This is a genomic window from Kocuria sp. cx-455, assembly GCF_057707085.1.
The window spans coordinates 214,038-237,099 of the sequence record NZ_JBYIPM010000001.1; the positions used below are offsets into that span (position 1 = coordinate 214,038).

Genomic DNA, 23,062 nt, shown 5'->3' on the forward strand with positions numbered 1-23,062 from the left:
GTGATCTGATGGGGGCATGACCTCGCTAACCATTCCCCTTCAAATGCGATTCTCGGACATGGACGCCTACGGCCACATCAACAATGTGATCATGGTGCGGTTCTTCGAGGACGCCCGTGTGCGCCTGACCTCGTCCCCCATCAAGGCGAACGCGGATCATGGGATCCCGGAGGACACCACGTTCCGTGAGTCGATCGGGGACATCCGCACCGTGGTGGTGCATCAGAGCATCGATTACAAGAAGCAATTGTTCTACCGCCACGAACCGGTGTACGTGCAAACCTGGATCTCCAAGGTGGGGGGTTCGTCCTTCACGATTTCCTACCTGTTGCAGGAAGAGGACGGTTCGACTGTTTACGCGGAGGGTGAATCCGTGATGGTCTTAATGGACCCGGACACGGGAAAGAGTCAAAAACTGTCGGAGGACCACAAGGCCCTCTTGGACGCCCTGGCAGATGAGGTCAAGGAGCTCGACGAACGATGACACACTCTGGGGACCAGCGCAGCCCCGGTATTTTCCTGGCCGGCCCCGCCGAAGCCTCCGACCTGGCCACCCTGCTGAGCCGCGCCCGCAGCCTCGACGCGAACGCCGCGGTACGGCTCCAGGGCTTCGGCCACGCCCTGGCCACGTGGGTTCCGGTGATCTACCCCTCGACCCTCATGGATCGGTCGCCGGTGGTGCTGGGTCTGCGCGCGGTGACGCTGGCGCGCCCCTCGGACCTGGACCTCACCGTGCCCGCCTCGGCCATCCTCGATCGATTGGCCCGGTTCTCCCTGGCCGACCCGACCACCTCGAGCGAACTGGTCCGTATCAGCGCACCCCCGCAGGAGGTTGCGGCCCCGTGGGCGGGGATGGTCGCCCCGCGCAGCGGTTGGGCCAAGCGCGGCGTCGTGTCCGCCCATCATGTGCGTGACGTGGCTCGGGCGGGAATCCAGAAGGTCGCGGACACCGTCCCCACCGATTCCGGTGCCGCGGTCGTGTCCAAGGTGCGCTCGGAAATCTGGGGTGCAAGTTCCGGCTGGGGCCCCCTGGAAGTTCCGGACATTCCCGACGGCGCAGCGTTCGGCCTGGACGTCCTGGGGTTCATTCCGCCGTCCGAGGTCGAGGTGACCGTGGCCGCGGAGGAATCCGGGCAGTGGCTCAGGGTCAGCACGCAGGCCGGCCACGTGGTGGTCAAGAACGCTCAGCGCTGATCAGCCCGGACGGTTCACCATGGCGTGAGCGGCCCGGTCGAAGTAATCCCACATGATGCCGTCATGCAGGGGCGACAACTGCAGGGTGTCCAAAGCGGCGCGCATGTGTTTGAGCCACGTTTCCCGCGCCCAGGTGTCCACGGGAAACGGTGCGTGCCGCATCCGCAATCGAGGATGACCGCGTTCCTGCGAATACGTGGTGGGCCCGCCCCAGTACTGTTCGAGGAACATCCGCAGCCGCCGTTCGGCCGGCCCCAGGTCCTCCTCGGGGTACAGGGCCTTGAAGTCCTCGTCCTGGGCCACGCGCTGGTAGAACTCGCTCGTGAGTTTGACGAATGTCTCGTGCCCACCTACCTGGGCGTAAAACGAGTCCGACGACGCCGCTTCGGCCGCCTCGCGCGCGTCACCCACCTGCGGCGGGGGTTGCGTCATGGGCTGTACGGCGGACCGGGAGCCCACGGCGCCCAGGGTGAAGGTGCGCCGCCCCTCGGTGCGGCCTGCCTGGGGATTCAGGGGAGGTTGTTCGGGAGTGCTCATGCGGTGCTGTCCTCGTGTGCTGCGGATGCGGCGTCCACGGCCTGAGCCGCTACGGCGCGGCGGATCGAGTCCTGGCGTTCCAGCACGATGCGGCGCAGCCCGTTGTGCTCTCCCGCCAGGCGATCCAGGAACCCCTGGGCGGCGTCGACCGTCTCCTGGGTGGCGATGCGCGGGAACAAGCCCGCCGCGATCTGCTGCGACAGTTCATGCGTGCGAGTGGTCCACACATCGGTGACCGCCGCGAAATACCTCTCCGCGTACGGGGCCACCAGGGCCGTGTCGTGCACGCGGAAGAACCCCGCAATCGCCGCCTGCTGCTGCGAGTTGGGCAGTAATCCGTCCACCACGATCTGCTGCCAGGCCGCGGCCTTAGCCTGCGCGGTGGGGATCGCCGCACGCGCGGTCGCGGCGGCAATGGCACCCGTCTCCGTGTTGTCCTGGGACAGGGCGTGGTCGATCTCGGACTCGCCACGGCGGCCGGCGGCCACGAGCGCGGTGAGGACGACCCAGCGGGTGTCGGTGTCCATGTCCACGCCGGAGGGAACGTTCTCGCCCCGCTCGAAGGCCTCGAGCTGATCGAACTGCTCGGCCGTCACGGCACGGCGGGCGAAGGCGCGGAAGAACTGCCACTGGTGATCCGAGCCCGGTGCCGAGGCTTCGACCAGTTCCCAGATCGTGGCGGCAGCGCCCGCACGGATCTCGTCCGCCTCCTGCGGCGCCAGGTAATAATCGAGCACGGTATCGAGTTGGCGCAGCTGCACCTGAACCGCCGTGGAATCGGTCTCGCGGCCGATGTTGGCCAGCACCAGCTGGACGTACTCGCGGGCGGGGGACACGCCGTCATGCACCGAATCCCACGCCGCACCCCACACGAGGGAGCGGGGGAGGGATTCCTCGAAATCGCCCAGGTGGTTGGCCGCGGTGTCCTGAGAACACTCGTCCAGGCGGATCTTGGCGTAGGCCAGGTCATCGTCATTGAGGAGCACGAGGTCCGGTCGCTCACGACCCACGAGTTCGGCCACCTCGGTTCGTTCGCCGTCCACGTCCAGCTCCACACGGTGGGTGCGCACCAGGCGCCCGGCGGCGTCGTCGTGGTCGTAGAAGCCCACCGCCAACCGGTGCGGACGCAGGGTCGGGTGACCCTCCTGACCGATCTGCTCGATGCCGAAGGAGGTGATCACACCGTCCTCGTCCGCCTCGACGTGCGGGATCAGGGTGTTGACGCCCGCGGTTTCAAGCCACCGCTGCGTCCAATCGGTGAGGTCGCGTCCGCTGGCCGCTTCGAGTTCGACCATCAGATCGGCCAGCTCGGTGTTGGCCCACGCGTGCTTGCCGAAGTACGCGTTGAGCCCGGTCATGAACTCGTCCTGGCCCACCCAGGCGACGAGCTGCTTGAGCACCGAGGCACCCTTGGCGTAGGTGATGCCGTCGAAATTGACCAGCACGTCCTCGAGGTCGCGGATCTCGGCCTTGATGGGGTGGGTGGTGGGCAACTGGTCCTGCTCGTAACCCCAGGACTTCTCACCCGCCACGAACGTGGTCCACGCGTTGGTGTACTTGGTGTTCTGCGCGCACGCGAGCGTGGACATGTACTCGGCGAAGGACTCATTGAGCCACAAGTCGTTCCACCAGCGCATGGTCACCAGGTCGCCGAACCACATGTGCGCGAGTTCGTGCAACACGGTGATGGCGCGGCGCTCCACGCGGGCCTGTGAGGGTTTGGACCGGAAGATGTACTGCTCCACGAACGTCACGGCACCGGCATTCTCCATGGCACCGGCATTGAACTGGGGGACGAACAGCTGGTCGTACTTCTCGAACGGGTAGGGCACGCCGAACTGTGATTCGAAGAACTCGAAGCCCTGCTTGGTCACCTCGAACATCTCGGCCGCGTCCACGTGCTCGGCCAGCGACTTGCGCGCATACAACCCCAGGTCAACGGTGCGCCCGTCCGAGGAGGTCAACGAGTCGGTGAGGGACTCGTAGGGGCCGGCGATCAACGCGGTGATGTAGCAGGACATTCTGGGTGTGGGGGAGAATTCCCAGCACGAGACGCCCTCGCGCACGGCAACCGGTTCCGGGGTGGGCTGGTTGGACACCACGGCCCAGTGCCGCGGGGCGGTCACCACAAAACGAAAGGTGGCCTTCAGATCGGGTTGTTCGAACACCGGGAACATGCGGCGGGCGTCGGCCACCTCGAACTGGGTGTAGAGGTACACCTCACCGTCGACCGGGTCCACGAAGCGGTGCAGGCCCTCTCCGGTGTTCATGTAGTTCATCCGGGATTCTACGACCAGCTCGTTGGATTCCGCGAGATCGGGGAGCTGGATCCGCGCGCCGTCGCTGACCTGGGACGGGTCCAGCTGCTTGCCGTTGAGGCTCACGGACTCAACGGACGCGGTGATCGCATCGATGAAGGTACTGGCACCGGGTGTGGCCGTGAAGCGCACCGTGGTGCGTGCGGGGAACGTCTCCGGATCCTCGGTGAGATCCAGGACCACATCGTAGGAATCGACCGACACAGTCTCCGCCCGCTGGACGGCTTCCTCTCGGGTCACATTGATTCCGGGCACGTGAGTGATCCTCTCCTCGACTGCGGGGGGCATGCGCACACCGGGCGCGCGAGCATCTAGCCATTATGGCAGTCTGCGGCCGAGATCACAGCGGCACGGGCCGTGATCCTTCCGATCAGTGCGTTCCGGGGTGCTCACGGTACGGTGGTGGGTGTCAGAAAGCTCTCGGCGGCCGACCGGGTGAATGTCCCCGGTGCCGCACCTGATCCAGGAGAAACCCCGCTCATGCGCGTGCACATTGCCACCGACCACGCCGGTCTCGAACTGTCCCAGTACTTTATCGATCGGCTGTCCGCCGCGGGTTACGAGATGGTCGACCACGGCCCCCAGGAGTACGACGCCGCCGACGACTACCCCGCCTTCTGCATTCACGCCGCCCGCGCCGTGAAGGAAGACCGCGATCAGGGTCTGGACTCCCTGGGCATCGTGCTCGGCGGCTCGGGCAACGGCGAGCAAATGGCCGCCAACAAGGTTCAGGGAATCCGTGCCGCCCTGGCCTGGAACCTGGACACCGCCAAGCTCGCCCGGGAGCACAACAACGCCCAGGTCGTGGCCATCGGCGGCCGCCAGCACTCCCAGGAGGAGGCGCTGGAGATCGTGAAGGCGTTCCTCGCCGAAGAGTTCACCGGCGAAGAACGCCACGAGCGCCGCATTGCCCAGCTGGGCGAGTACGAAACCACCGGGGACATCCGGGGCAAGCTCGACCAGGTCACCGCGCGCCCCGTCGCCCGGAACTGACCGTGCCCGAAGGCCACTCGGTTCACCGGCTCGCTCGCCAGCTCGAGGACGTTTTCGCGGGCCAGACCGTGCGGATCTCCAGCCCGCAGGGCCGTTTCGCCCACGGCGCGGCCCAGCTCGACGGCCGCGTCCTCGCCGGCGCCCGCGCTCACGGCAAACAGCTCTTCATGAGTTTCGCCGCACCGTCCGATGCGGCTGACATCCTCATTCTCCGCTCGCACCTCGGTATTTACGGGGCGTGGAGTTTCGCCGGCGACGAAACGTTCCGGGCGGCGTCGTCGATCGGGGCACCCCGCAAGGTGGGCGAGCAGGAAACCGGTTCCGCGACCGAGTCCACCGTCGAGTACGACGACGCCGGACTGGTCGTTCCCGACGCTCCCGTCGGTGCCGTCCGTGCCCGGCTGGTGGGGGAGCACGGGTGGGCGGATCTGCGCGGGCCGGCGCTGTGCACCGTGGAGACACCGGAAGAGGCCGCGGTGGCGGAGGCCAAGCTGGGTCCGGACCCGCTCGACCCCGATGCGGACCCCGAACCGTTTATCGCCAAGGCCGGTCAGAGCAAACGCCCGATTGCCGTGCTGCTGATGGAGCAGAACGTGGTGGCCGGTATCGGCAACATTTTCCGGGCGGAATCCCTGTTCCGCCGAAAGGTCAACCCCTTCCGTCCCGGCACGTCGCTGAGCCGGGAGGACCTCGTGGGGCTGTGGGAGGAGAACGTTGCGCTCATGAACATCGGCGTGCGGGTGGGTCGCATCATCACCACCGACCCCGTGGATCGCCCCGGTGTTCCGGAGGCCGAAGCCTGGCCCCACCACGGGAACTACGTGTACCACCGCCACGGTCAGCCGTGCCTGCACTGCGGCACCACCGTGTTGCGCCAGGAGCTCAACGGTCGAGCGCTCTATTGGTGCCCGCAGTGCCAGAAGTAGCGGACGGCGCGCATCCTGTGCGCCACTAGGGCCCTCCGCCACACCTCATGTGTCGTAAGAACCCTCCCTGACTCGGTCGAGGGTCCCACCAACACCTCATAGGTGCCCCGTGGTTCTAACGCCACCTCATGTGCGGGGAAGGGAACGGGTCGAGGCCCGGGAACAGCGCAGCGGCCCCGCACTGATCAGTGCGGGGCCGCTGTGTACCTGTGAGGGGGTGACGGGAATCGAACCCGCGTAGCCAGTTTGGAAGACTGGGGCTCTACCATTGAGCTACACCCCCGGGGACACCGAAAGATTACACGAGCCGTTCGGTGCTCGCCAATTGAGCACCGATGCGGCGGCTGCGCGGGCCGAATTGCAGCCCGGGGGCCCATGACACGGTAGACTTACACGTTGTTGGTGTGTCCCAGGGCTATTTTTGTGCCCGCGGACGGGCATCAATGCACGGATATACACCGACTACGGGGTGTAGCGCAGTGGCTAGCGCGCCTGCTTTGGGAGCAGGAGATCGCAGGTTCGAGTCCTGTCACCCCGACGTCTGAGCGCTCACCCGCCCGCAGCTAAGAAGGGGGAGCGCTCGTTGACCGACCGGGCCAAACCTGGCCCGTGAGAACTGTCCATCCACGACCCCAGGAGTACAACGGAAGTGAAGAGCGCCGTCGAGAAACTCAACCCCACCGAGGCGAAGATCACCGTTGAGATCCCTTACGCCGATCTCAAGCCGTTTGTCGCACAGACGTACAAGCAGTTGGCCGATCAGATTCAGATCCCCGGATTCCGCAAGGGTAAGGTCCCCTCGAAGCTCATCGACCAGCGCGTTGGCTTCGACTTCGTGATCGAGAACGCCCTGAACGAGGGCCTCAACGACTTCTACCAGCAGGCGCTGGCCGAGAACGAGTTGACCCCGCTGTCCCAGCCGCAGGTCGAGGTTCTGGCCAAGCCGGAATCGGATGACCGCGAGGCCGATACCAAGGTCGAGATCAGCGTGGCCATTCGCCCGGAAATCGAGCTGCCCGATTACAAGGGTCTCAAGGTCGAGGTGGAGGCCCGCGAGGCATCCGCCGAGGATGAGCAGAAGGCACTGGACGAGCTGCGCGCTCGTTTCGGCACCCTCAAGTCCGTGGACCGCCCCGCAGCCGAGGGCGACCACGTGACCCTGGACCTGCAGGCCCTGGTCGACGGTGAAGAAGTGGACGCCGCCAACGACCTGTCCTACGAGGTGGGCTCGGGAACCATGCTCGAAGGCATGGACGAGGCCGTGACCGGTCTCTCCGCCGACGAGGACGCCACCTTCGAGACCAAGCTGGCCGGTGGCGAGCACTCCGGTGCGGATGCCACCGTCAAGGTGAAGGTCACCGCCGTCAAGGAGCGCGAGCTGCCCGAGGCCGACGACGAGTTCGCTCAGCTGGCTTCCGAGTTCGACACCATTGCCGAGCTCAAGGAAGACCTCAAGAAGCAGGCCGGCGAGTCCGCCGTGGTCGAGCAGGGTATCGAAGCCCGCGACAAGATCCTGGACAAGCTCGTGGAACTCATCGAGGTCCCGGTTCCGGAGAAGGTCATTGAGGATCAGCTGTCCCAGCACTTCGATTCCGAGCAGGCCCAGGCGTCGGCTGAGCCCGATCACGACACCGAAGAGCACCGCGCCGAGGTTCGCGCCAACGCCGAGACCGCCTTCCGCAACGAGATCATCCTCGACGCCGTGGCCGAGGCCGAAGAGGTCGGCGTGGAGCAGTCCGAGCTGATCGACTACATCGTCAACATGTCCCAGCAGTACGGCATGGACCCCAACCAGTTCGCTCAGATGCTGGACGGCTCCGGGCAGGCCGGCATGATGGTGGGCGAGGTGCGCCGTCGTAAGGCTCTCGCCAAGGTCCTCGAGTACGCCACGGTCACCGACTCCACGGGTGCCGATGTAGACCTGTCCGCCTTCGTCGGCGCCGACACCGAGGACGACGCCGCTGCCGAAGAGGCAGAGACTGTCGAGACCGACGCCAAGTAAGCGTTTGTGAGCCCTGCCGAGGCGGGTTCACAGAGTTGCTCACGACGACGCCGCAGGGGGCCTTCCACGCGAAGGCAGCCTGCGGCGTCGTCGTGTGTCCGGGACCATGCGCCAGCAGCGAACAATGCCCCTGAGCCTGCGAAACGGTGCGGGTGCGGCACTACGCTGCTGAGACAGAAAGTGTTCATGGGTCGCCGTGCGCGACCCCGCCCAGAAGAAAGAGGCATTCCATGACCTCCACTCCCATCCAGCCGTACGGTGCCGCACCGGTCACTCCGCGCATGGAGGACGGGGCGCACAACGGTCAGGACGATTACGTCTACAACCGTTTGCTCAAGGAACGCATCATCTGGCTCGGTTCCGAGGTGCGTGACACCAACGCCAACCTGATCTGCTCGCAGATGCTGTTGCTGTCTGCTGAAGATCCCGAGGCGGACATCTTCCTGTACATCAACTCCCCGGGCGGCTCCGTCACCGCGGGCATGGCCATTTACGACACCATGCAGTTGATCCCCAACGACGTGGTCACCGTGGCCACCGGTCTGGCGGCCTCCATGGGACAGTTCCTGCTGTCCTCGGGCACTAAGGGAAAGCGTTACGCGACCCCCAACGCCCGCATCCTCATGCACCAGCCCTCCGGTGGTATGGGCGGCACGGCCTCGGACATCCGCGTGCAGGCCGAGCTGATCCTGTCCATGAAGAAGCGCCTGGCCGAACTCACGGCCGAGCAGACCGGTCAGGACCTCGAAACCATCCTTCGCGACAACGACCGCGACAACTGGTTCGATGCCGAGCGTGCCCTGGAGTACGGATTCTTCGACCACATCGCCCAGTCCGCCGGCAACGTGACCGGTGGCGGCGGAACCATGCGCGAATCCAAGTAACCAGCCGTAGCTGCCACGAACCACTTCAAGAATTTCAGGACGGACCAATGAACTTGCCTCACGCCACTGCACCGCAGTTGCCCACCAGCCGCTACGTGATTCCGGACTTCGAAGAGCGCACGCCCTACGGCTACCGCCGCCAGAACCCGTACACCAAGCTGTTCGAAGACCGCATCATCTTCCTGGGCGTCCAGGTGGACGACACCTCCGCCGATGACATCATGGCGCAGCTGCTGGTGCTCGAGTCCCAGGACCCGGACCGCGACATCACCATGTACATCAACTCCCCGGGCGGATCGTTCACGGCCATGACGGCCATTTACGACACCATGCAGTACATCCGTCCCGAGATCCAGACCGTGTGCCTGGGTCAGGCCGCGTCCGCGGCCTCCGTGCTGCTGGCCGGTGGCACCCCGGGCAAACGCTTGGCGCTGCCCAACGCTCGCGTGCTCATCCACCAGCCCGCCATGGAGGGTCAGGGCGGCGGTCAGGCCTCGGACATCGAGATCCAGGCCAACGAGATCATGCGCATGCGAACCTGGTTGGAAGACACCATGGCACTGCACACCAACAAGTCCAGCGAGGAGATCAACCGCGACATCGAGCGCGACAAGATCCTCACCGCCAGGGACGCCATGGAGTACGGCATCATCGACCAGGTGTTGGATTCCCGGAAGATCAACAAGCCGGTCACCGTCACGCAGTAAAACTGACGTAGGCTGAGCGGCGTCGCGGGAGATATTTTCTCCGGCGACGCCGCCGCTGACCGCGTACCGGTGTCCAGCTTTGGCGCACCTTCCGCCCTCGCCTAAAATGGCGCCGAGGGCAAACATCGAGATGAACTGTGAGGACTGGCTATGGCGCGCATCGGAGAGAGCGTTGACCTGCTCAAATGCTCCTTCTGCGGTAAGAGCCAGAAGCAGGTGCGCAAGCTCATTGCCGGGCCTCGCGTCTACATTTGCGATGAATGCATTGAACTGTGCAATGAGATCATCGAAGAGGAACTCACCGAGGTCGAGGAAACCGACCACGTGGAGCTTCCGCGCCCGCAGCAGATCCATGATCATCTGCAGGAATACGTGATCGGTCAGGACACCGCCAAGCGTGCGCTGTCCGTGGCCGTGTACAACCACTACAAGCGCATCCGCGCGGGCGTCTCCGGGCAGACCCTCTCCATTGCCGGTTCCGACGGTCACGAAGAAGACATCGAAGTGGCCAAGTCCAATATTTTGTTGGTGGGCCCCACCGGTTCCGGTAAGACCTACCTGGCGCAGTCCCTGGCTCGTAAACTGGACGTACCGTTCGCCGTGGCGGATGCCACTTCCCTCACCGAGGCCGGATACGTAGGTGAAGACGTTGAAAATATTCTCCTCAAACTCATCCAAGCTGCCGATTTCGATCTCAAGAAAGCGGAGCAAGGGATTATTTACATCGACGAGATCGACAAGATTTCTCGTAAATCTGAGAACCCCTCGATCACGCGCGACGTATCGGGTGAAGGGGTCCAGCAAGCGCTCCTGAAAATTCTGGAGGGCACGGTGGCGTCGGTCCCTCCGCAGGGTGGGCGCAAGCACCCCCAGCAGGAGTTCCTGCACATCGACACCACCAATGTGCTTTTCATCGTGGCCGGCGCGTTCGCGGGTCTGGACGAGATCGTCCAGCAGCGCACGGGCAAGAAGGGCATTGGCTTTGGCGCCGCCATCCGAGACACTTCCGAGGTGGACCTCACCGGTCAGGTGCGCCCCGAGGATCTGTTGAAGTTCGGTCTGATCCCGGAGTTCATCGGCCGCCTGCCAGTTGTGACCACGCTGTCCAAACTGTCGGTCTCGGACATGGTTCGGATCCTCACCGAACCCAAGAACGCCCTGGTCAAGCAGTACCGCAAGCTCTTCCAGATCGACGGCGTGGAACTCACCTTCGACCCGCAGGCCCTCGAGGCCATTGCCGAACTGGCCATTGAACGGGGCACCGGTGCCCGCGGCCTGCGCGCCATTCTGGAAGACATCCTCATGCCGGTCATGTTCGACCTGCCCAGCCGCGATGATGTCGCTGCGGTTCTGGTCACCGCCGATTCCGTGGCGAAACTCAGCGACCCGGAGATCTTCACGCACGAGATGATCGAAGAAGAGCGGCGTCGTCATAAGTCCGCGTGAGGCGTGATCACCCTGTGAAAGCAACGTACCCGTTTGTCGAAAGGTAACCGCATGTCCGATAAGCAGCACGTAGATTTCTGGTTCGATCCGCTGTGCCCGTGGGCCTGGATGACCTCACGCTGGATGGAAGAGGTCGTCCAAATCCGTGACGTGGAGGTCACTTGGCGCATCATTTCGCTGGGCATCCTCAACGAGAACAACCCGGACAATCACCACCAGGGCCACATCGAGTCCATGTGGATGGTGCGGGTGATCGAGGCCGCGGCCCAGGCGCACGGCGACGAGTACTACAAGAAGCTCTACGACGCCATGGGCACCCGCCGTCACCCGGGCGGCATGGAGGACGAGCTGGAAATCATCACGGAGTCCCTCGCGGAGGTCGGTCTGTCCGCGGACCTCGCGGACGCCAAGGACTCCGAGGACTACGACGCCGCGATCCGCGCGTCCACCGAGGCCGCCCAGGCGGTAGCCGGCCAGGACATCGGCACCCCGTGCATCGCCGTGAACGGCGTGGGCTTCTTCGGCCCCGTGTTCACCCCGGCACCCAAGGGCGAGGAAGCGGGCAAGGTCTGGGACGGTGCCCTCGCACTGGCCTCCTACCCCGGCTTCTACGAACTCAAGCGCGGCCGCGAAAAGGGCCCCGACTTCAGCTGAGGATCCTCCGCCGACGGGTGTGCGCCGACATTCCGGTCCGGATAACTGCCTCCGGCGGGGGCGTCACTGCATTTTCACGGACCGGGATGTCGGCACCCGGGCCCGGAGGTGGCACGACAGCGGCGGGCGATCCCCGAGGGTTCGCCCGCCGTTGTGGTCTGCGCGTGTGACTACGCCTCGAGGGCGGCTTCCAGCTGCACGTGACTGACGGTCAGCTCGCCGTCGGCGTCCGTGAGCGTGAGGTCCGCGGCGTTACCTGCGGCCTTGAGATCGTCCAAGCCGGCGCGTAGCTGCTCCAGTTGAGCGGCCGGGCCCGAGACGGTCGCGGAGGTGACCGCGGTGCGCTGTTTGACCTTGGCCTCGGACTTGGACTTGCGCAGCCCGGACAGGGCCTCGCCCACCACGGTAAGCACCTCGGGATCGCCCTGCTGAGCAAGCCCGGCAAACCCGTCGATCACGGGCCAGGAAGCCCGGTGCACCGACCCCGCACGCCACCAGGACCAGACCTCTTCGGTTGCGAAAGGAATGAACGGTGCGAACAACCGCAACAGGGTATCCAGCGTGGTGGCCAGGGCCGCGTGCACGGATGCCTGAGCCGCCTCACCGCGCGAACCGTAGGCCCGGTCCTTGACCAGCTCCACGTAGTCGTCGGTGAAGGTCCAGAAGAAGGATTCGATCAGCTGGAGCGCGCGGGCGTACTCGTAGTCCTGGAACGCGGTGCTCGCACGGGTGACCACATCGGCCAACTGCGTCAGCAGGGCGCGGTCCAGGCCGTTGACGACCACCGACTCGTCCGTCCCCGAACCCAACACGGAGGCCTCGCTGACACCCTGGGCCAGCACGAACTTGGAGGCGTTGAGCAGTTTGATGGCCAACCGGCGCCCGATCTTCATCTGCCCCTCGTCGTAGGCGGTGTCCGCACCCAGCCGGGCGGAGGCCGCCCAGTAGCGGACCGCGTCCGAACCGTACTTCTCGAGCACATCGGTGGGGACCACCACGTTGCCCTTGGACTTGGACATCTTCTTCCGGTCCGGGTCCAGGATCCAGCCGGACAGCGCCGTGTGCTTCCACGGCACGGTCTGCGCCAGCGTCTCGGCCCGTACCACGGTCGAGAACAGCCAGGTGCGGATGATGTCGTGGCCCTGCGGGCGCAGATCCATGGGGAATGTGGCGGCATGCAGCTTCTCGTCCACGGACCAACCGGTCGCGATCTGCGGGGTCAGCGAGGAGGTGGCCCACGTGTCCAGGACATCCGGGTCCGCCATGAAGCCACCGGGATGATCGCGCTGCTGCTCGGTGTAACCGGGAGCGACATCGGCCGTGGGATCCACCGGCAGCTGATCCTCGGAGGGCAGCACGGGATGGTCGTAGTCCGGCTCACCGGACTCGTCCAGCGGGTACCAGACCGGGAACGGCACACCGAAGAACCGCTGGCGGGAGATCAGCCAGTCACCGTTGAGCCCCTCGATCCAGTTCTCGTAGCGGGAGCGCATGAAGGTGGGGTGCCACGAGATCTCACGGCCCCGCTCGATCAGTGCTTCCCGGCGCTCTGCATCACGGCCACCATTGCGGATGTACCACTGGCGCGAGGTGACCACTTCGAGGGGCTTGTCGCCCTTTTCGTAGAAGTTCACCGGGTGCATGATTTTCTTGGGCTCGCCCTCCAGGTCACCGGAGGCCTCGAGCAACTCCACCACGGCCTTCTGCGCGGAGAACACGGTCTTCCCGGCAACCTGCGCGTAATTCTCGGCCGGGGCGCCCTCGCCGATCCACTCGGGCTGCTCCGCGAGGAACCGGCCGTCGCGGCCGATCAACGCGCGGGTGGGCAGGTTGAGCTCGCGCCACCAGGTGACGTCGGTGAGGTCGCCGAAGGTACAGATCATGGCGATACCCGAACCCTTGTCGGGCTTGGCCAGCGGGTGGGCCTTGACCTCGACCTCGACGTCGAACAGGGGAGAGCGCACGGTGGTGCCGAACAGCGACTGGTACCGCTCGTCATCCGGGTGGGCCACCAGGGCCACGCACGCGGGCAGCAGCTCGGGGCGAGTGGTCTCGATGAAAACCTTCTCCCCGTCGGGGCGGTGGAATGAGACGCGGTGATAGGCGCCCTCGCGTTCGCGGTCCTCGAGTTCGGCCTGGGCCACCGCGGTGCGGAACGTGACGTCCCACATGGTGGGGGCCTCGGCCATGTAGGCGTTACCGGCCTGGTAGTCCTTCAGGAACGCCAGCTGCGAAACCTTGCGGGAGTGGGCATCAATGGTGCGGTAGGTGCGGTTCCAGTCCACGGACAGACCCAGGGTGGAGAAGAGGTGCTCGAACACCTTCTCGTCCTCCACGGCGAGTTCTTCGCACAGCTCGATGAAGTTCTGGCGGGACACCACGTCCCAGTCTCGCTGGTTCTTGGCCGGCTTCTCCGGGGGACGGTACCCCTCGATGTAGGGCTTGCCGGGCTCGCAACGCACACCGTAGTAGTTCTGCACGCGGCGTTCGGTGGGCAGGCCGTTGTCGTCCCAGCCCAGCGGGTAGAACACGTTCTTGCCGTTCATCCGCTGGTAACGGGCAATCACGTCGGTCTGCGTGTAGGAGAACATGTGTCCCACGTGTAGGGAACCGGAGGCCGTGGGAGGGGGAGTGTCGATCGAGTAGACGGCCTCGCGCGTGGTGTCCTCGTCGAAGGCGTACGTGCCGTTCTCGCGCCACTGCGCGGAGTACTTGTCCTCCAGACCCTCCAACGCCGGCTTGTCGGGAACGGTCACCGCGGTGGTGGTCGCGGCTGTGTCACTGAAATTGGGCGTGTCTGTACCCTCAAAATGTTGTGCCATGTGCCCCAGTCTCTCATGCCCTCCGCGCGCGATCGGGCCGGCGCGGGGTTCAACGTCCTAATCCATTGTGACTGAGTATTTCCCCTGGATAAATCGGGCGACTACCGTGGCAGGTATGACTCACAACACACAGAGCGCCTACGACAACCCCAAGCCCGTCGGCAACGGCAAGGTGGCCGTGGTCACCGGTGCCTCCACCGGCATCGGTGAGGCCACCGTGGAACGGCTGCGCAGCAGCGGCTGGACCGTGTACGCGGTGGCGCGTCGAGCGGAACGACTCGAGGATCTCGCCCAGCGCACCGGCGCGATTGCCGCGCCCACGGACATCACGGATCCGGCCCAGGTTGACGCCCTGCGCGACACCGTGCTGTCCGAACAGACAACCGTGGATGCCTTGCTCAACATCTCCGGCGGCGCGCGCGGCACCGACAAGATCCTCGACGCCAAGGAGGCGGACTGGAACTGGATGTTCCAGGTCAACGTCATGGGCACCCTGCGGGTGACCCGGGCATTCCTGCCGACCCTGCGCGAGAACGGCGAGGGCACCGTGGTCAACCTGACCTCGCTGGCCGCCTTCCGTGCCTACGAGGGCGGGGCCGGGTACAACGCCGCCAAGTTCGCCGAGCGTTCCATGACCGAGGCGCTGCGCCTGGAGGAAGCTGAACACAATGTGCGCGTGGTCGAGGTGGCCCCCGGCCTGGTGCACACCCCTGAATTCTCACTCATGCGCCTCGGTGGCGACCAGGAGGCCGCGGACAAGGTTTACGCCGGTGTGGAGAAGCCGCTCACCGGTGCCGATGTGGCCGAGGTGCTCGCCTTCGCCGTGGAGTTGCCGCACCACGTCAACATCGACACTCTCACCGTCAAGCCGGTGGCGCAGGCGGCCGTGCACAAGATGATTCGCACGCAGTCCTGACTCTCGAACGGTGAACTGAGCGGGCTCCGACGAGAACGTGTCGTCGGGGCCCGCTCTCGTATTGTCAGAACCCGCTCGAATAATTTAGGTTAGGCTAACCTGATCTAATTGGACTGCTCGAGGAGCCACCGTGCACGCATCTTCCCACCCCGCCCACACGCCGGCCGTGACCCGGCGCCGCCTGCTCGGCTCCGGCCTGGCACTCGCCTCGCTCATGGGACTGGCCGCGTGTTCAACCGGCTCGCGCGGGGGCAGTGAGGAAACCCGCCCGGGTGCTACGGCGTCGTCGTCGCCCACCGACTCCTTCCCCGTGAAGGTCGAGCACGCCCTGGGCACCACCACCGTGGACGCCGAACCCCAGCGAGTGGTGACCGTGGGAGCCAGCAGCAACCAGGACTTCGTGGCCGCCCTGGGGGTGATGCCCGTGGGCATCGTCACGGTTGCGTGGGGCGGCAACGCCAACGGCTCCACCGACTGGTTCGATGAGGCCGTCTCCCGTCTGGGCGCGCAGCAGCCGGAGCAGTACGACGAATCGGACGGTACGAATTTCTCCGCGGTCGCGGAGTTGCGACCGGACCTGATCGTGGCGGTGAACTCGGGAATCACCCAGGAGGATTACGACCGCCTCGCGAAGATTGCCCCCGTGGTGGCCTATCCCACGGGCCCGTGGGTCAATGCGTGGCAGGACCAGCAGCGGCTGGTTGCTCAGGCCCTGGGGCGCTCCGAGGCGGGCGACACGCTGGTCGAGGACACCGAGGCACTCATCGCCAGCCGCTCGGAGGAGCTGGGCGACGCCAAGGGCAAGACCTTCATTTACGGGGACGTGTCCGGAAACCTCGGGTTCTACGGACCGGGCGACGGGCGCCCGCGGTTCTACGAGGAACTGGGCCTGACGTTGCCGGCCGTGGTGACCGACAACATTTCCGAGGACGAGTTCTGGCGCGAATGGCCGCAGGAACGCGCGGACGAGCTCGACAGCGATCTGTTCATCAGCGCCGCCGAGGACGACGAGGCGGTCCAGAAGTTCAAGGAGGACCCGATCCTGCGCGCGATCCCCGCAGTCGCCAAGGATCAGGCCATCTTCTTCACGAACAAGCAGGACGTTCTGGCCGGGTCCGTGACCTCGCCGCTGTCGGTTCCATACGCGCTGGACGTTCACATCCCCGCCATTAAGGGGGCCCTGGGGATGCAGTCCTCGTGAGCGCGCACGCCGGGATCGCCGTCCCGCACCGCGGTGGCCGGACACGCGATCGGGCTCGTGCGCGTGTCTGGCCGGTGTTGGCTGCGCTGCTGGCGGTGACCGTGGTGGTTTCCGTGCTGGTGGGCACCCGCCCCATCGACCCGGCCATCACGTGGCGGGTGCTGCCGGGGGTGTTCGCCGGGGACCTCTCGACCACCGGCGTCCCCGCGCTCGACGCCGCCGTGGTGCAGTCCCGCGTGTGGCGTACCGCCGCGGGGGTGCTCACGGGGGCGGCGCTGGCCGTTGCCGGAGCGCTTCTGCAGGGCGCCACGCGCAATCCGCTGGGGGATCCCGGGATTCTGGGGCTCACCGCGGGCGCCGCGTGCGCCGTGGTCACGGGCGCCGTTCTGGGCGGACTGCTCTCTCCCGGTTCCCAACTCTGGTTGGCCGCGGCGGGATCCGCGGCGGCCATGCTGCTCGTTTATGGGTTGGCCACGGTGGCCAAGGGCGGCGCCCGGCCCGTAACCCTCGCGCTGACGGGCGCGGCGATCTCCGCGGGCCTGGGGGCGCTCACGAGCGCCATGCTGCTCAGCGATCAGGCGACGTTCAACTCGTTCCGCTCATGGCAGGTGGGGGACCTCGCGCGTCCCGACGGCACGTTCCTGCTGCTGGCCGCCCCCGTGGTCCTGATCGGGCTGGTGGTTGCGTGGCCGTTGGGTGGTTCCCTGGACACCCTCAGCCTGGGCGATGCACTGGGCCGCGGACTGGGCGCCCACCCCGCGCTCATTCGCTTACTCGCGGGTGTGGCCGTGGTGCTGCTGGCCGGCACGGCCACGGCGCTGGCCGGTCCACTCGTGTTCTGCGGGTTGCTGGTGCCCCATGCGGTGCGTGCGTTCGTGGGTGTGTCCTACCGGCGCGTGATACCGGCGTGCATGCTGGCCGGACCCGCGGTCGTACTGCTCGCGGACACCGTGGCTCGCATAGCGCTCCCGGATCGCGAGCTGCAGGTGGGTATCGCGTTGGTGATCATCGGCGCGCCGGCCCTGGTGGCCATTGTGCGCCGCAGGGGAGTGGTGACCGCGTGAGCCAGACACTGATCGCCCGCCCCGTTGTCTCCCAGCCCGCTCCGGCCACGGTCGACAGCGTCCGCGCCGGACGACGCCGCACCCACCGCAGGTTGCGCGGGGTCACCCTCGCCCTGTGCCTCGCCCTGGTGATGTGCTCGTTCGCCCGCATCGCGCTGGGCAAGTACGTGGTGTCCGTCCCCGACCTGGTCTCGGTACTGGCGGGGACCTACGACGGTCCCGCGAGCTACATCGTGTGGGACGTGACCCTGCCGCACACGATCCTGGGGATCCTGACGGGTATCTGCTTCGGACTGGGCGGGCACCTCTTCCAGCGGGTGCTGCGCAATCCGCTGGCGTCCCCGGACATCATGGGTGTCTCCTTCGGTGCGGGTCTGGCCGCGGTCGTGGCCATCACCGTGGGTGGCCTGTCGGGCGCGGCCGTGACCACCAGTTCCCTGGTCGGCGCCTTTGTGCTCATGACGGCGGTGATCCTTGCCGCCGGCGGAACCAGGGCGAACATCGGACGCCTGGTGCTCACCGGTGTCGCCGCCGGGACCCTGACCACGGCCGGCATCAACGGCGTGCTCACCCGATCCAGTATTTACGAGGCCCACGAAGCCCTGCAGTGGTTGACGGGGTCCTTGAACTCCGCACGCTGGGCCGACATCATCCTGGTGGGTGTCGCGCTGATCGTTCTGCTGCCGTTGTGCGCACTGTTGACCCCGTCCGTCGATGCAATGAGCACCGGAGACCACTTGGCCGCCGGGCTGGGTGTGCCCGTTGTACCCGTGCGGTTGACCGCGCTCGCGCTCGCCGTGGTGTTCGTGGCAGTGGCCGCATCCGTGGCGGGGCCCGTGGCGTTCGTCGCGTTCATGGCGGCCCCCATTGCGCGCGGTCTGGCCGGAGGTGCCGGGCTGGCGCATCACGCGGCCCTCGTGGGAGCGTTGCTCATGGTGGTCTCCGACTACATTGCCGCCGAGGCCCTCCCCGGTCTGTCCCTGCCCGTGGGTGTCGTCACGGCGGCAGCCGGCGCGCCCGTCCTGTTGTGGCTGTTGATCGGCCGAGGAAAGGCTGAATCATGAAACTCTCCGACCATTCGTTGATCGACGCGGGGGATACGACCGAAAAGTCGTCCGCGACGACGCCGCCCGCCACCTCGGCACCCCGGGGCCAGACCGTGCCGGGGGCCGTCTCGTTGCAGATCCGCAACCTCAGGGCGGACTACGGAGCGGGGCCTGTCCTGAGTGAGATTTCCCTGGACATCCCCCGCGGGGCCGTGACGGTGCTCGTGGGCGCCAACGGCTGCGGAAAGTCCACGCTGCTCAAAACCATTGCCCGCCAGCTGAAACCGTCCCACGGCGAAGTGCTGCTGGACGGCGAGGACACCGGACGGTGGTCACGCACGCAGTTCGCCCGACGCGTCGGATTCCTGCCGCAGGATCCGGTGGCCCCCGAGGGCGTGACCGTACTCGACCTGATTTCACGCGGGCGTCACCCGCATCGCGGTGCCTTCGGGCGCTGGCGTGCCAGCGACGACCGGGCCGTGGCGGAGGCCGTGGAACTGACCGGTCTGCACAGTTACCTGGACCGGCAGGTCACCGAACTCTCCGGCGGTCAACGTCAGCGCGTGTGGATCGCACTGTCGTTGGCGCAACAGACTGATGTGTTGTTGCTGGACGAACCGACCACGTACCTGGACATCGCTCATCAGGTGGAGGTCCTGGACATTCTGGCGGATCTGCAACGCCGGCGCGGGATCACCCTGGTGATGGTGCTGCACGAGTTGAACATGGCCGCCCGTTACGCCGATCAACTGGTGGCGATCAAATCCGGGACGGTCCTGGCTTCGGGAACCGCGGAGGAGGTCATGACCGATCACACGGTCAGTGAGGTCTTCGGAATGTCGGCGCGGGTACTTCACGATCCCGAATTCGATACCCGACTGGTGGTCCCGGCGCGAACCCACCGAGCGGCGCAGCCAGCACCCGCAACCCACGCACCGAGCGCCGTCGAGAAAGGTATGAATGTCTGACATCCAAGCCGTCATGACCCGCGTGACCCGCACCGAGATGGTGGGGGAGCACCTGGTCCGGGTCAGTGTGGCGGGGGAGGAACTGCGGACATTGCCGTGGGGCGAGTCCGGTCCCGGGCCGCGCGCGGACGCGTACTTCAAGGTGGTGATCCCCGCGCCCGGCCGCGACCACGTGCGCGTGGACTCCTCGGACCTGAGCCGGTGGCGACAGGAGTACCTGTCCCGGCCCGAAACCGAGCGCGGCTGGATTCGCACCTACACGCTGCGTGACGCCCGTGTGGTGACCACGGAGCGGGGCGAGGTTCCGGAAATGGACATCGACGTGGTGGTGCACGAGGACGACGTGCACGGTGGGCTGGGCCCCGGAGCCCGGTGGGGTTCCCAACTGGTGCCCGCGGACACGGTGCAGCTGCTGGTACCTTCGGCCACCGGAAACTGGTGGGCCTGCTGGGACGAACACCGGGCCGGTAACAATCACGTGGTCCTTGCCGGTGATGAAACGGCCTTGCCGGCCGCGGCGGCCATTGTCGACTGCGTGGATCAGGCCATTTCCCTGGGTGAAGATTCCGCGCCCGCTACCGGCGCGCCTCAAACGCTGCACGTGGCCGTGGAGGTCCCCTCACACGGGGATGCCACGTTGCCGGCCGGGCCGGCGGCGCTGTCCCGCGGAGTCATGAGCAACGGGGACATCCGCGTCACCCTCGACAGCGGAACCGAACTGACGTGGACGTGGCTGGAGCGGGGTGAATCGGCCGTTCGCAACGAGCTCCTGGAGTCATGGTTGCGGCAGCAACTCGAGGGCCGGGCAGCAACGGCGCGCCAGGCGGCGTCGGCCACGGCCGAGGAAGGGGACGAGGACACCGGGGACTTCGTGTGGGCCACCGCCGACGCCGCCGGACATGGCCCGTACTGGTTCCTGGCCGCGGAATCGTCCGCCGTCAAATCGTTGCGACGCATGTGCGTGTCACACGGCGTGCCGAAAACTGACATATCGTTCATGGGGTACTGGAAACGGGGACGCGCCACGGAGTAACCGCGGTTCGGCGGGACGTCGCACGCGCAGCCCCGGCTTCGACGCACGGGAAGGTGACCGTGAAGGGCCCATTCACGCAGGACCTCTCCTCGCGGTCCGTGCGAGTGCGCATCCTGTCCACGATGCTCGCCTTCATAGCCGGCGGCCTGCTCATTGCCGGATTCGTCAGCTACTACGTGCAGTTCACCGTGCTGGACGACCGGGTCAACGCGGAACTGCTCCAAGAGGTCAACGAATTCCAGCGGATCGCGGAGCTGCGCCAGTCGGATGTGGGGGAGGACGAGAGCACCGAGGACCTAATGCGGGCCGCCATTGAGAGTGCCGTCCCGGGAGAACACGAATCGTTCCTCGCCTTCCTGGACGACCGCCCGCAGTTCAAACCGCAAGAGCAAGCCTTCGAACTCGACAAACCGGAAACGGTCGAGCAGATCCTGGGCACTCACGCGCCGGGCAGCACCATTTTCACCGACCTCGAGATCAATGGTGAGGCGGTTCCGGCCGCCGTTGCGTCCGTGGACCTGTACAGCGATGACACGCCCGGTATTTTCGTGGCGGCCAACAGGATCCAAAGTCAGCGTGATTAAATTTGGATCTCGGCCGTGACCTACACCGTGGTCAGCCTGGCAACCTTGTTGGTCTCTGCGTTGGTGGGCTTGGTCGTGACGGGCAAGCTCATGCGCCCCATTGGGGAGCTGCGCAACGCAACTCGCGAGATTACCATTGACGATCTGGAACGACGCGTTCCGGATCCGGGGACCCGCGACGATGTGGCCGCACTCGCCCAGAACTTCAACCGCATGCTCGAGCGCATCCACGAGGGTTACGCGCATCAGCGCCAGTTCATGTCCGACGTCTCCCACTAACTGCGAACCCCGCTGACCATCATCCGGGAGACACTGGAGACCACGGACCGCTCCGACCCCGCGGACGTGAGCGAGAGCCACGAGATCGCCCTGGACGAGCTGGACCGGATGAACAACCTGGTCACGGACCTCGCCACACTGGCCAAGACCGGTCGGCCCGACTTCGTGACATTCGCACCCGTTGACATGGCGGAATTCGCGCGCAACGCCATGTCCCGCATTGAGCACCTGGGCCCCAGACAATGGCTGCTCGGTTGCGGCACGGACGTGGTGGCCCGGGCGGACGAGGACCGCCTCATCCAGGCCGTGGTGCAACTGGCCGCCAACGCCACCCACATGCCGGATCCCGAGGAGCCCTGACATGCGAATACTGATTGCCGAGGACGAACCCCGTATTTCACGTTTTGTGGCTCGAGGCCTGAAAGCCCACGGTTATACGCCCACCGTGGTGGAGGACGGGATCACCGCATTGGATTACGCGAGCAGCGGCGAGTTCGATCTGCTCGTCCTGGACGTGGGGCTGCCCCGCATGGACGGATTCGCCGTGCTGCGGGCCTTGCGTGAGATGGGTGCGGACATCCCGGTCCTCATGTGCACCGCCCGAGATTCCGTGGCGGACACGGTGCACGGATTGGAGGGCGGCGCGGACGCCTACCTGGCCAAGCCCTTCCGGTTCGAGGAACTGCTGGCCCGGATCAAACTGCGTGTTCGCGAACGCAACGGCGCCGGCGCACAACCCACCCGGGAGACGTGTGCACTCGGTGACCTCACCCTGAACCTGCGCACGCGGGTGGCCACCGTGGGCGTGGGTGCGCAGAAACGCGAGGTGGAACGGTCCAGCCGCGAGTAGGCCCTGCTGTCGTTGTTCCTGGAGCACCCGAATCAGGTGCTGACCCAGGAAGTCATCCTGTCGAGGGTGTGGGGTTACGACTACGACGGCGCGTCCAACGTGGTGGTGGTCTACCTGCGCTACCTGCGGAAAAAAATGGGCGCGGACCGGTTCATCACCGTGCGCGGGGCCGGCTACAAGTTGGTGGATCCCCATGAACCCTAGGTCCGGGGCCCCAGGCGGGCGATTATGAGAGTTTCCTCATGCCCGGTTCACGGTGGTTTCATCGGCCCGCAGCACACTGGAGGCATGAAAACGCTTCGGAACGCCGCGATCCTCACGGCACTGGGGGCAATCGCCACCGCCATCGTGATCATGCCCAGGGATTCCCAGGAGACCACCACCGTTCCGGGCATTGTGGTGACCCCGCAGGCCACGACCAGCGCGTCACCGAGCGAGGCCACGACCCCGAGCTCGGTGGATCGCGCCGAACAGGCCCCTGACCCCGCAGCCCCGGCGCCGATCGACCCGCCGGCCGCCCCCGCGCCGGCGCTGGCGCCCGTCCCCGTTCCCCAGGCCCCCGCCCTCGGCGGCGTGTGCGAGTGGGACGACGACGAGTGGGAGTGCGACGATGGCGGGGGTGACGATTGAGTCCCTCG

At 66.1% G+C, this 23,062-nt stretch carries 24 protein-coding genes and 2 tRNA genes; 22 read left to right on the plus strand and 4 right to left on the minus strand.

Annotated elements, in window-relative coordinates; all coding sequences use genetic code 11:
- Window positions 1-16: 16 nt before the first annotated feature.
- Together AC3ENJ_RS01005 and AC3ENJ_RS01010 are read left to right on the plus strand one after the other, a co-directional pair.
- Window positions 17-484 carry an acyl-CoA thioesterase gene (locus AC3ENJ_RS01005; protein WP_190780231.1) on the plus strand — a complete coding sequence of 156 codons (468 nt, stop codon included), beginning with the start codon at window positions 17-19 and terminating at the stop codon, window positions 482-484.
- Window positions 481-1,194 (plus strand): DUF8185 domain-containing protein, encoded by a 714-nt coding sequence (locus tag AC3ENJ_RS01010; protein WP_431812766.1) that lies wholly within the window; start codon window positions 481-483, stop codon window positions 1,192-1,194. Before AC3ENJ_RS01005 ends, AC3ENJ_RS01010 begins: the two co-directional genes overlap by 4 nt.
- Here the strand turns inward: AC3ENJ_RS01010 and AC3ENJ_RS01015 are convergent, their stop codons facing one another.
- Both AC3ENJ_RS01015 and pepN read right to left on the minus strand, forming a co-directional pair.
- A complete protein-coding gene (locus tag AC3ENJ_RS01015) occupies window positions 1,195-1,731 on the minus strand; it encodes a globin (protein ID WP_431812767.1) in 537 nt (178 codons plus the stop codon).
- On the minus strand, window positions 1,728-4,304 hold the full coding sequence (gene pepN, locus AC3ENJ_RS01020) for an aminopeptidase N (RefSeq protein WP_431812768.1): 2,577 nt from the start codon (window positions 4,302-4,304) through the stop codon (window positions 1,728-1,730). Before pepN ends, AC3ENJ_RS01015 begins: the two co-directional genes overlap by 4 nt.
- Before the next feature lie 225 nt (window positions 4,305-4,529).
- Between pepN and AC3ENJ_RS01025 the strand changes: the two genes are divergently transcribed.
- Both AC3ENJ_RS01025 and AC3ENJ_RS01030 read left to right on the plus strand, forming a co-directional pair.
- Complete coding sequence (locus tag AC3ENJ_RS01025) at window positions 4,530-5,042, plus strand: ribose-5-phosphate isomerase (RefSeq protein ID WP_431812769.1); 513 nt, start codon at window positions 4,530-4,532, stop codon at window positions 5,040-5,042.
- Between the two features lie 2 nt (window positions 5,043-5,044).
- Complete coding sequence (locus AC3ENJ_RS01030; RefSeq protein WP_431812770.1) at window positions 5,045-5,968, plus strand: Fpg/Nei family DNA glycosylase; 924 nt, start codon at window positions 5,045-5,047, stop codon at window positions 5,966-5,968.
- 212 nt (window positions 5,969-6,180) lie between these two features.
- On the opposite strand, the gene AC3ENJ_RS01035 is transcribed toward AC3ENJ_RS01030, so the two are convergent.
- Window positions 6,181-6,251: transfer RNA gene (locus AC3ENJ_RS01035), tRNA-Gly, on the minus strand.
- Window positions 6,252-6,433: 182 nt separating this feature from the next.
- Between AC3ENJ_RS01035 and AC3ENJ_RS01040 the strand changes: the two genes are divergently transcribed.
- From AC3ENJ_RS01040 to AC3ENJ_RS01065, 6 genes are all read left to right on the plus strand, one after another.
- A tRNA-Pro gene (locus tag AC3ENJ_RS01040) sits at window positions 6,434-6,506 on the plus strand.
- A 111-nt stretch (window positions 6,507-6,617) separates the two neighbouring features.
- Complete coding sequence (tig, locus tag AC3ENJ_RS01045) at window positions 6,618-7,970, plus strand: trigger factor (protein WP_431812771.1); 1,353 nt, start codon at window positions 6,618-6,620, stop codon at window positions 7,968-7,970.
- 230 nt (window positions 7,971-8,200) lie between these two features.
- The gene (locus AC3ENJ_RS01050) at window positions 8,201-8,854 is read left to right on the plus strand and encodes an ATP-dependent Clp protease proteolytic subunit (RefSeq protein ID WP_431812772.1); all 654 of its coding nucleotides are present in this window, start codon (window positions 8,201-8,203) and stop codon (window positions 8,852-8,854) included.
- A gap of 47 nt (window positions 8,855-8,901) precedes the next feature.
- A complete protein-coding gene (locus AC3ENJ_RS01055; RefSeq protein ID WP_190780237.1) occupies window positions 8,902-9,561 on the plus strand; it encodes an ATP-dependent Clp protease proteolytic subunit in 660 nt (219 codons plus the stop codon).
- 150 nt (window positions 9,562-9,711) lie between these two features.
- A complete protein-coding gene (gene clpX / locus AC3ENJ_RS01060; RefSeq protein WP_190780238.1) occupies window positions 9,712-11,007 on the plus strand; it encodes an ATP-dependent Clp protease ATP-binding subunit ClpX in 1,296 nt (431 codons plus the stop codon).
- Between the two features lie 51 nt (window positions 11,008-11,058).
- On the plus strand, window positions 11,059-11,661 hold the full coding sequence (locus AC3ENJ_RS01065) for a mycothiol-dependent nitroreductase Rv2466c family protein (protein WP_190780239.1): 603 nt from the start codon (window positions 11,059-11,061) through the stop codon (window positions 11,659-11,661).
- A gap of 170 nt (window positions 11,662-11,831) precedes the next feature.
- On the opposite strand, the gene valS is transcribed toward AC3ENJ_RS01065, so the two are convergent.
- Entirely contained in the window at window positions 11,832-14,483 is a 2,652-nt protein-coding gene (valS, locus tag AC3ENJ_RS01070) for a valine--tRNA ligase (RefSeq protein ID WP_431812773.1), read from the minus strand.
- Window positions 14,484-14,598: 115 nt separating this feature from the next.
- Here valS and AC3ENJ_RS01075 point away from each other — a divergent pair, with 115 nt between their 5' ends.
- The 12 genes from AC3ENJ_RS01075 (at window position 14,599) to AC3ENJ_RS01130 (ending at window position 23,054) form a co-directional block, all read left to right on the plus strand.
- Window positions 14,599-15,399, plus strand: coding sequence for an SDR family oxidoreductase (locus AC3ENJ_RS01075; RefSeq protein WP_431812774.1), 801 nt, complete (start codon window positions 14,599-14,601; stop codon window positions 15,397-15,399).
- Window positions 15,400-15,529: 130 nt separating this feature from the next.
- Complete coding sequence (locus AC3ENJ_RS01080) at window positions 15,530-16,600, plus strand: iron-siderophore ABC transporter substrate-binding protein (RefSeq protein ID WP_320414874.1); 1,071 nt, start codon at window positions 15,530-15,532, stop codon at window positions 16,598-16,600.
- Window positions 16,597-17,664 (plus strand): FecCD family ABC transporter permease, encoded by a 1,068-nt coding sequence (locus AC3ENJ_RS01085; protein WP_431812775.1) that lies wholly within the window; start codon window positions 16,597-16,599, stop codon window positions 17,662-17,664. Before AC3ENJ_RS01080 ends, AC3ENJ_RS01085 begins: the two co-directional genes overlap by 4 nt.
- On the plus strand, window positions 17,661-18,728 hold the full coding sequence (locus tag AC3ENJ_RS01090; protein WP_431812776.1) for a FecCD family ABC transporter permease: 1,068 nt from the start codon (window positions 17,661-17,663) through the stop codon (window positions 18,726-18,728). Before AC3ENJ_RS01085 ends, AC3ENJ_RS01090 begins: the two co-directional genes overlap by 4 nt.
- Window positions 18,725-19,678 (plus strand): ABC transporter ATP-binding protein, encoded by a 954-nt coding sequence (locus AC3ENJ_RS01095; RefSeq protein WP_431812777.1) that lies wholly within the window; start codon window positions 18,725-18,727, stop codon window positions 19,676-19,678. Before AC3ENJ_RS01090 ends, AC3ENJ_RS01095 begins: the two co-directional genes overlap by 4 nt.
- A complete protein-coding gene (locus AC3ENJ_RS01100) occupies window positions 19,671-20,711 on the plus strand; it encodes a siderophore-interacting protein (protein WP_431812778.1) in 1,041 nt (346 codons plus the stop codon). The genes AC3ENJ_RS01095 and AC3ENJ_RS01100 overlap by 8 nt, the downstream gene beginning before the upstream one ends.
- Before the next feature lie 59 nt (window positions 20,712-20,770).
- Complete coding sequence (locus AC3ENJ_RS01105) at window positions 20,771-21,295, plus strand: hypothetical protein (RefSeq protein ID WP_431812779.1); 525 nt, start codon at window positions 20,771-20,773, stop codon at window positions 21,293-21,295.
- Between the two features lie 15 nt (window positions 21,296-21,310).
- Window positions 21,311-21,574 carry a HAMP domain-containing protein gene (locus tag AC3ENJ_RS01110; RefSeq protein WP_431812780.1) on the plus strand — a complete coding sequence of 88 codons (264 nt, stop codon included), beginning with the start codon at window positions 21,311-21,313 and terminating at the stop codon, window positions 21,572-21,574.
- Between the two features lie 12 nt (window positions 21,575-21,586).
- Window positions 21,587-21,934 (plus strand): sensor histidine kinase family protein, encoded by a 348-nt coding sequence (locus tag AC3ENJ_RS01115; protein ID WP_431813140.1) that lies wholly within the window; start codon window positions 21,587-21,589, stop codon window positions 21,932-21,934.
- 1 nt (window position 21,935) lies between these two features.
- A complete protein-coding gene (locus AC3ENJ_RS01120) occupies window positions 21,936-22,424 on the plus strand; it encodes a response regulator transcription factor (RefSeq protein WP_431812781.1) in 489 nt (162 codons plus the stop codon).
- Between the two features lie 12 nt (window positions 22,425-22,436).
- Window positions 22,437-22,628, plus strand: coding sequence for a winged helix-turn-helix domain-containing protein (locus tag AC3ENJ_RS01125; RefSeq protein WP_431812782.1), 192 nt, complete (start codon window positions 22,437-22,439; stop codon window positions 22,626-22,628).
- Between the two features lie 84 nt (window positions 22,629-22,712).
- Complete coding sequence (locus AC3ENJ_RS01130; protein ID WP_431812783.1) at window positions 22,713-23,054, plus strand: hypothetical protein; 342 nt, start codon at window positions 22,713-22,715, stop codon at window positions 23,052-23,054.
- Window positions 23,055-23,062: the final 8 nt, after the last annotated feature.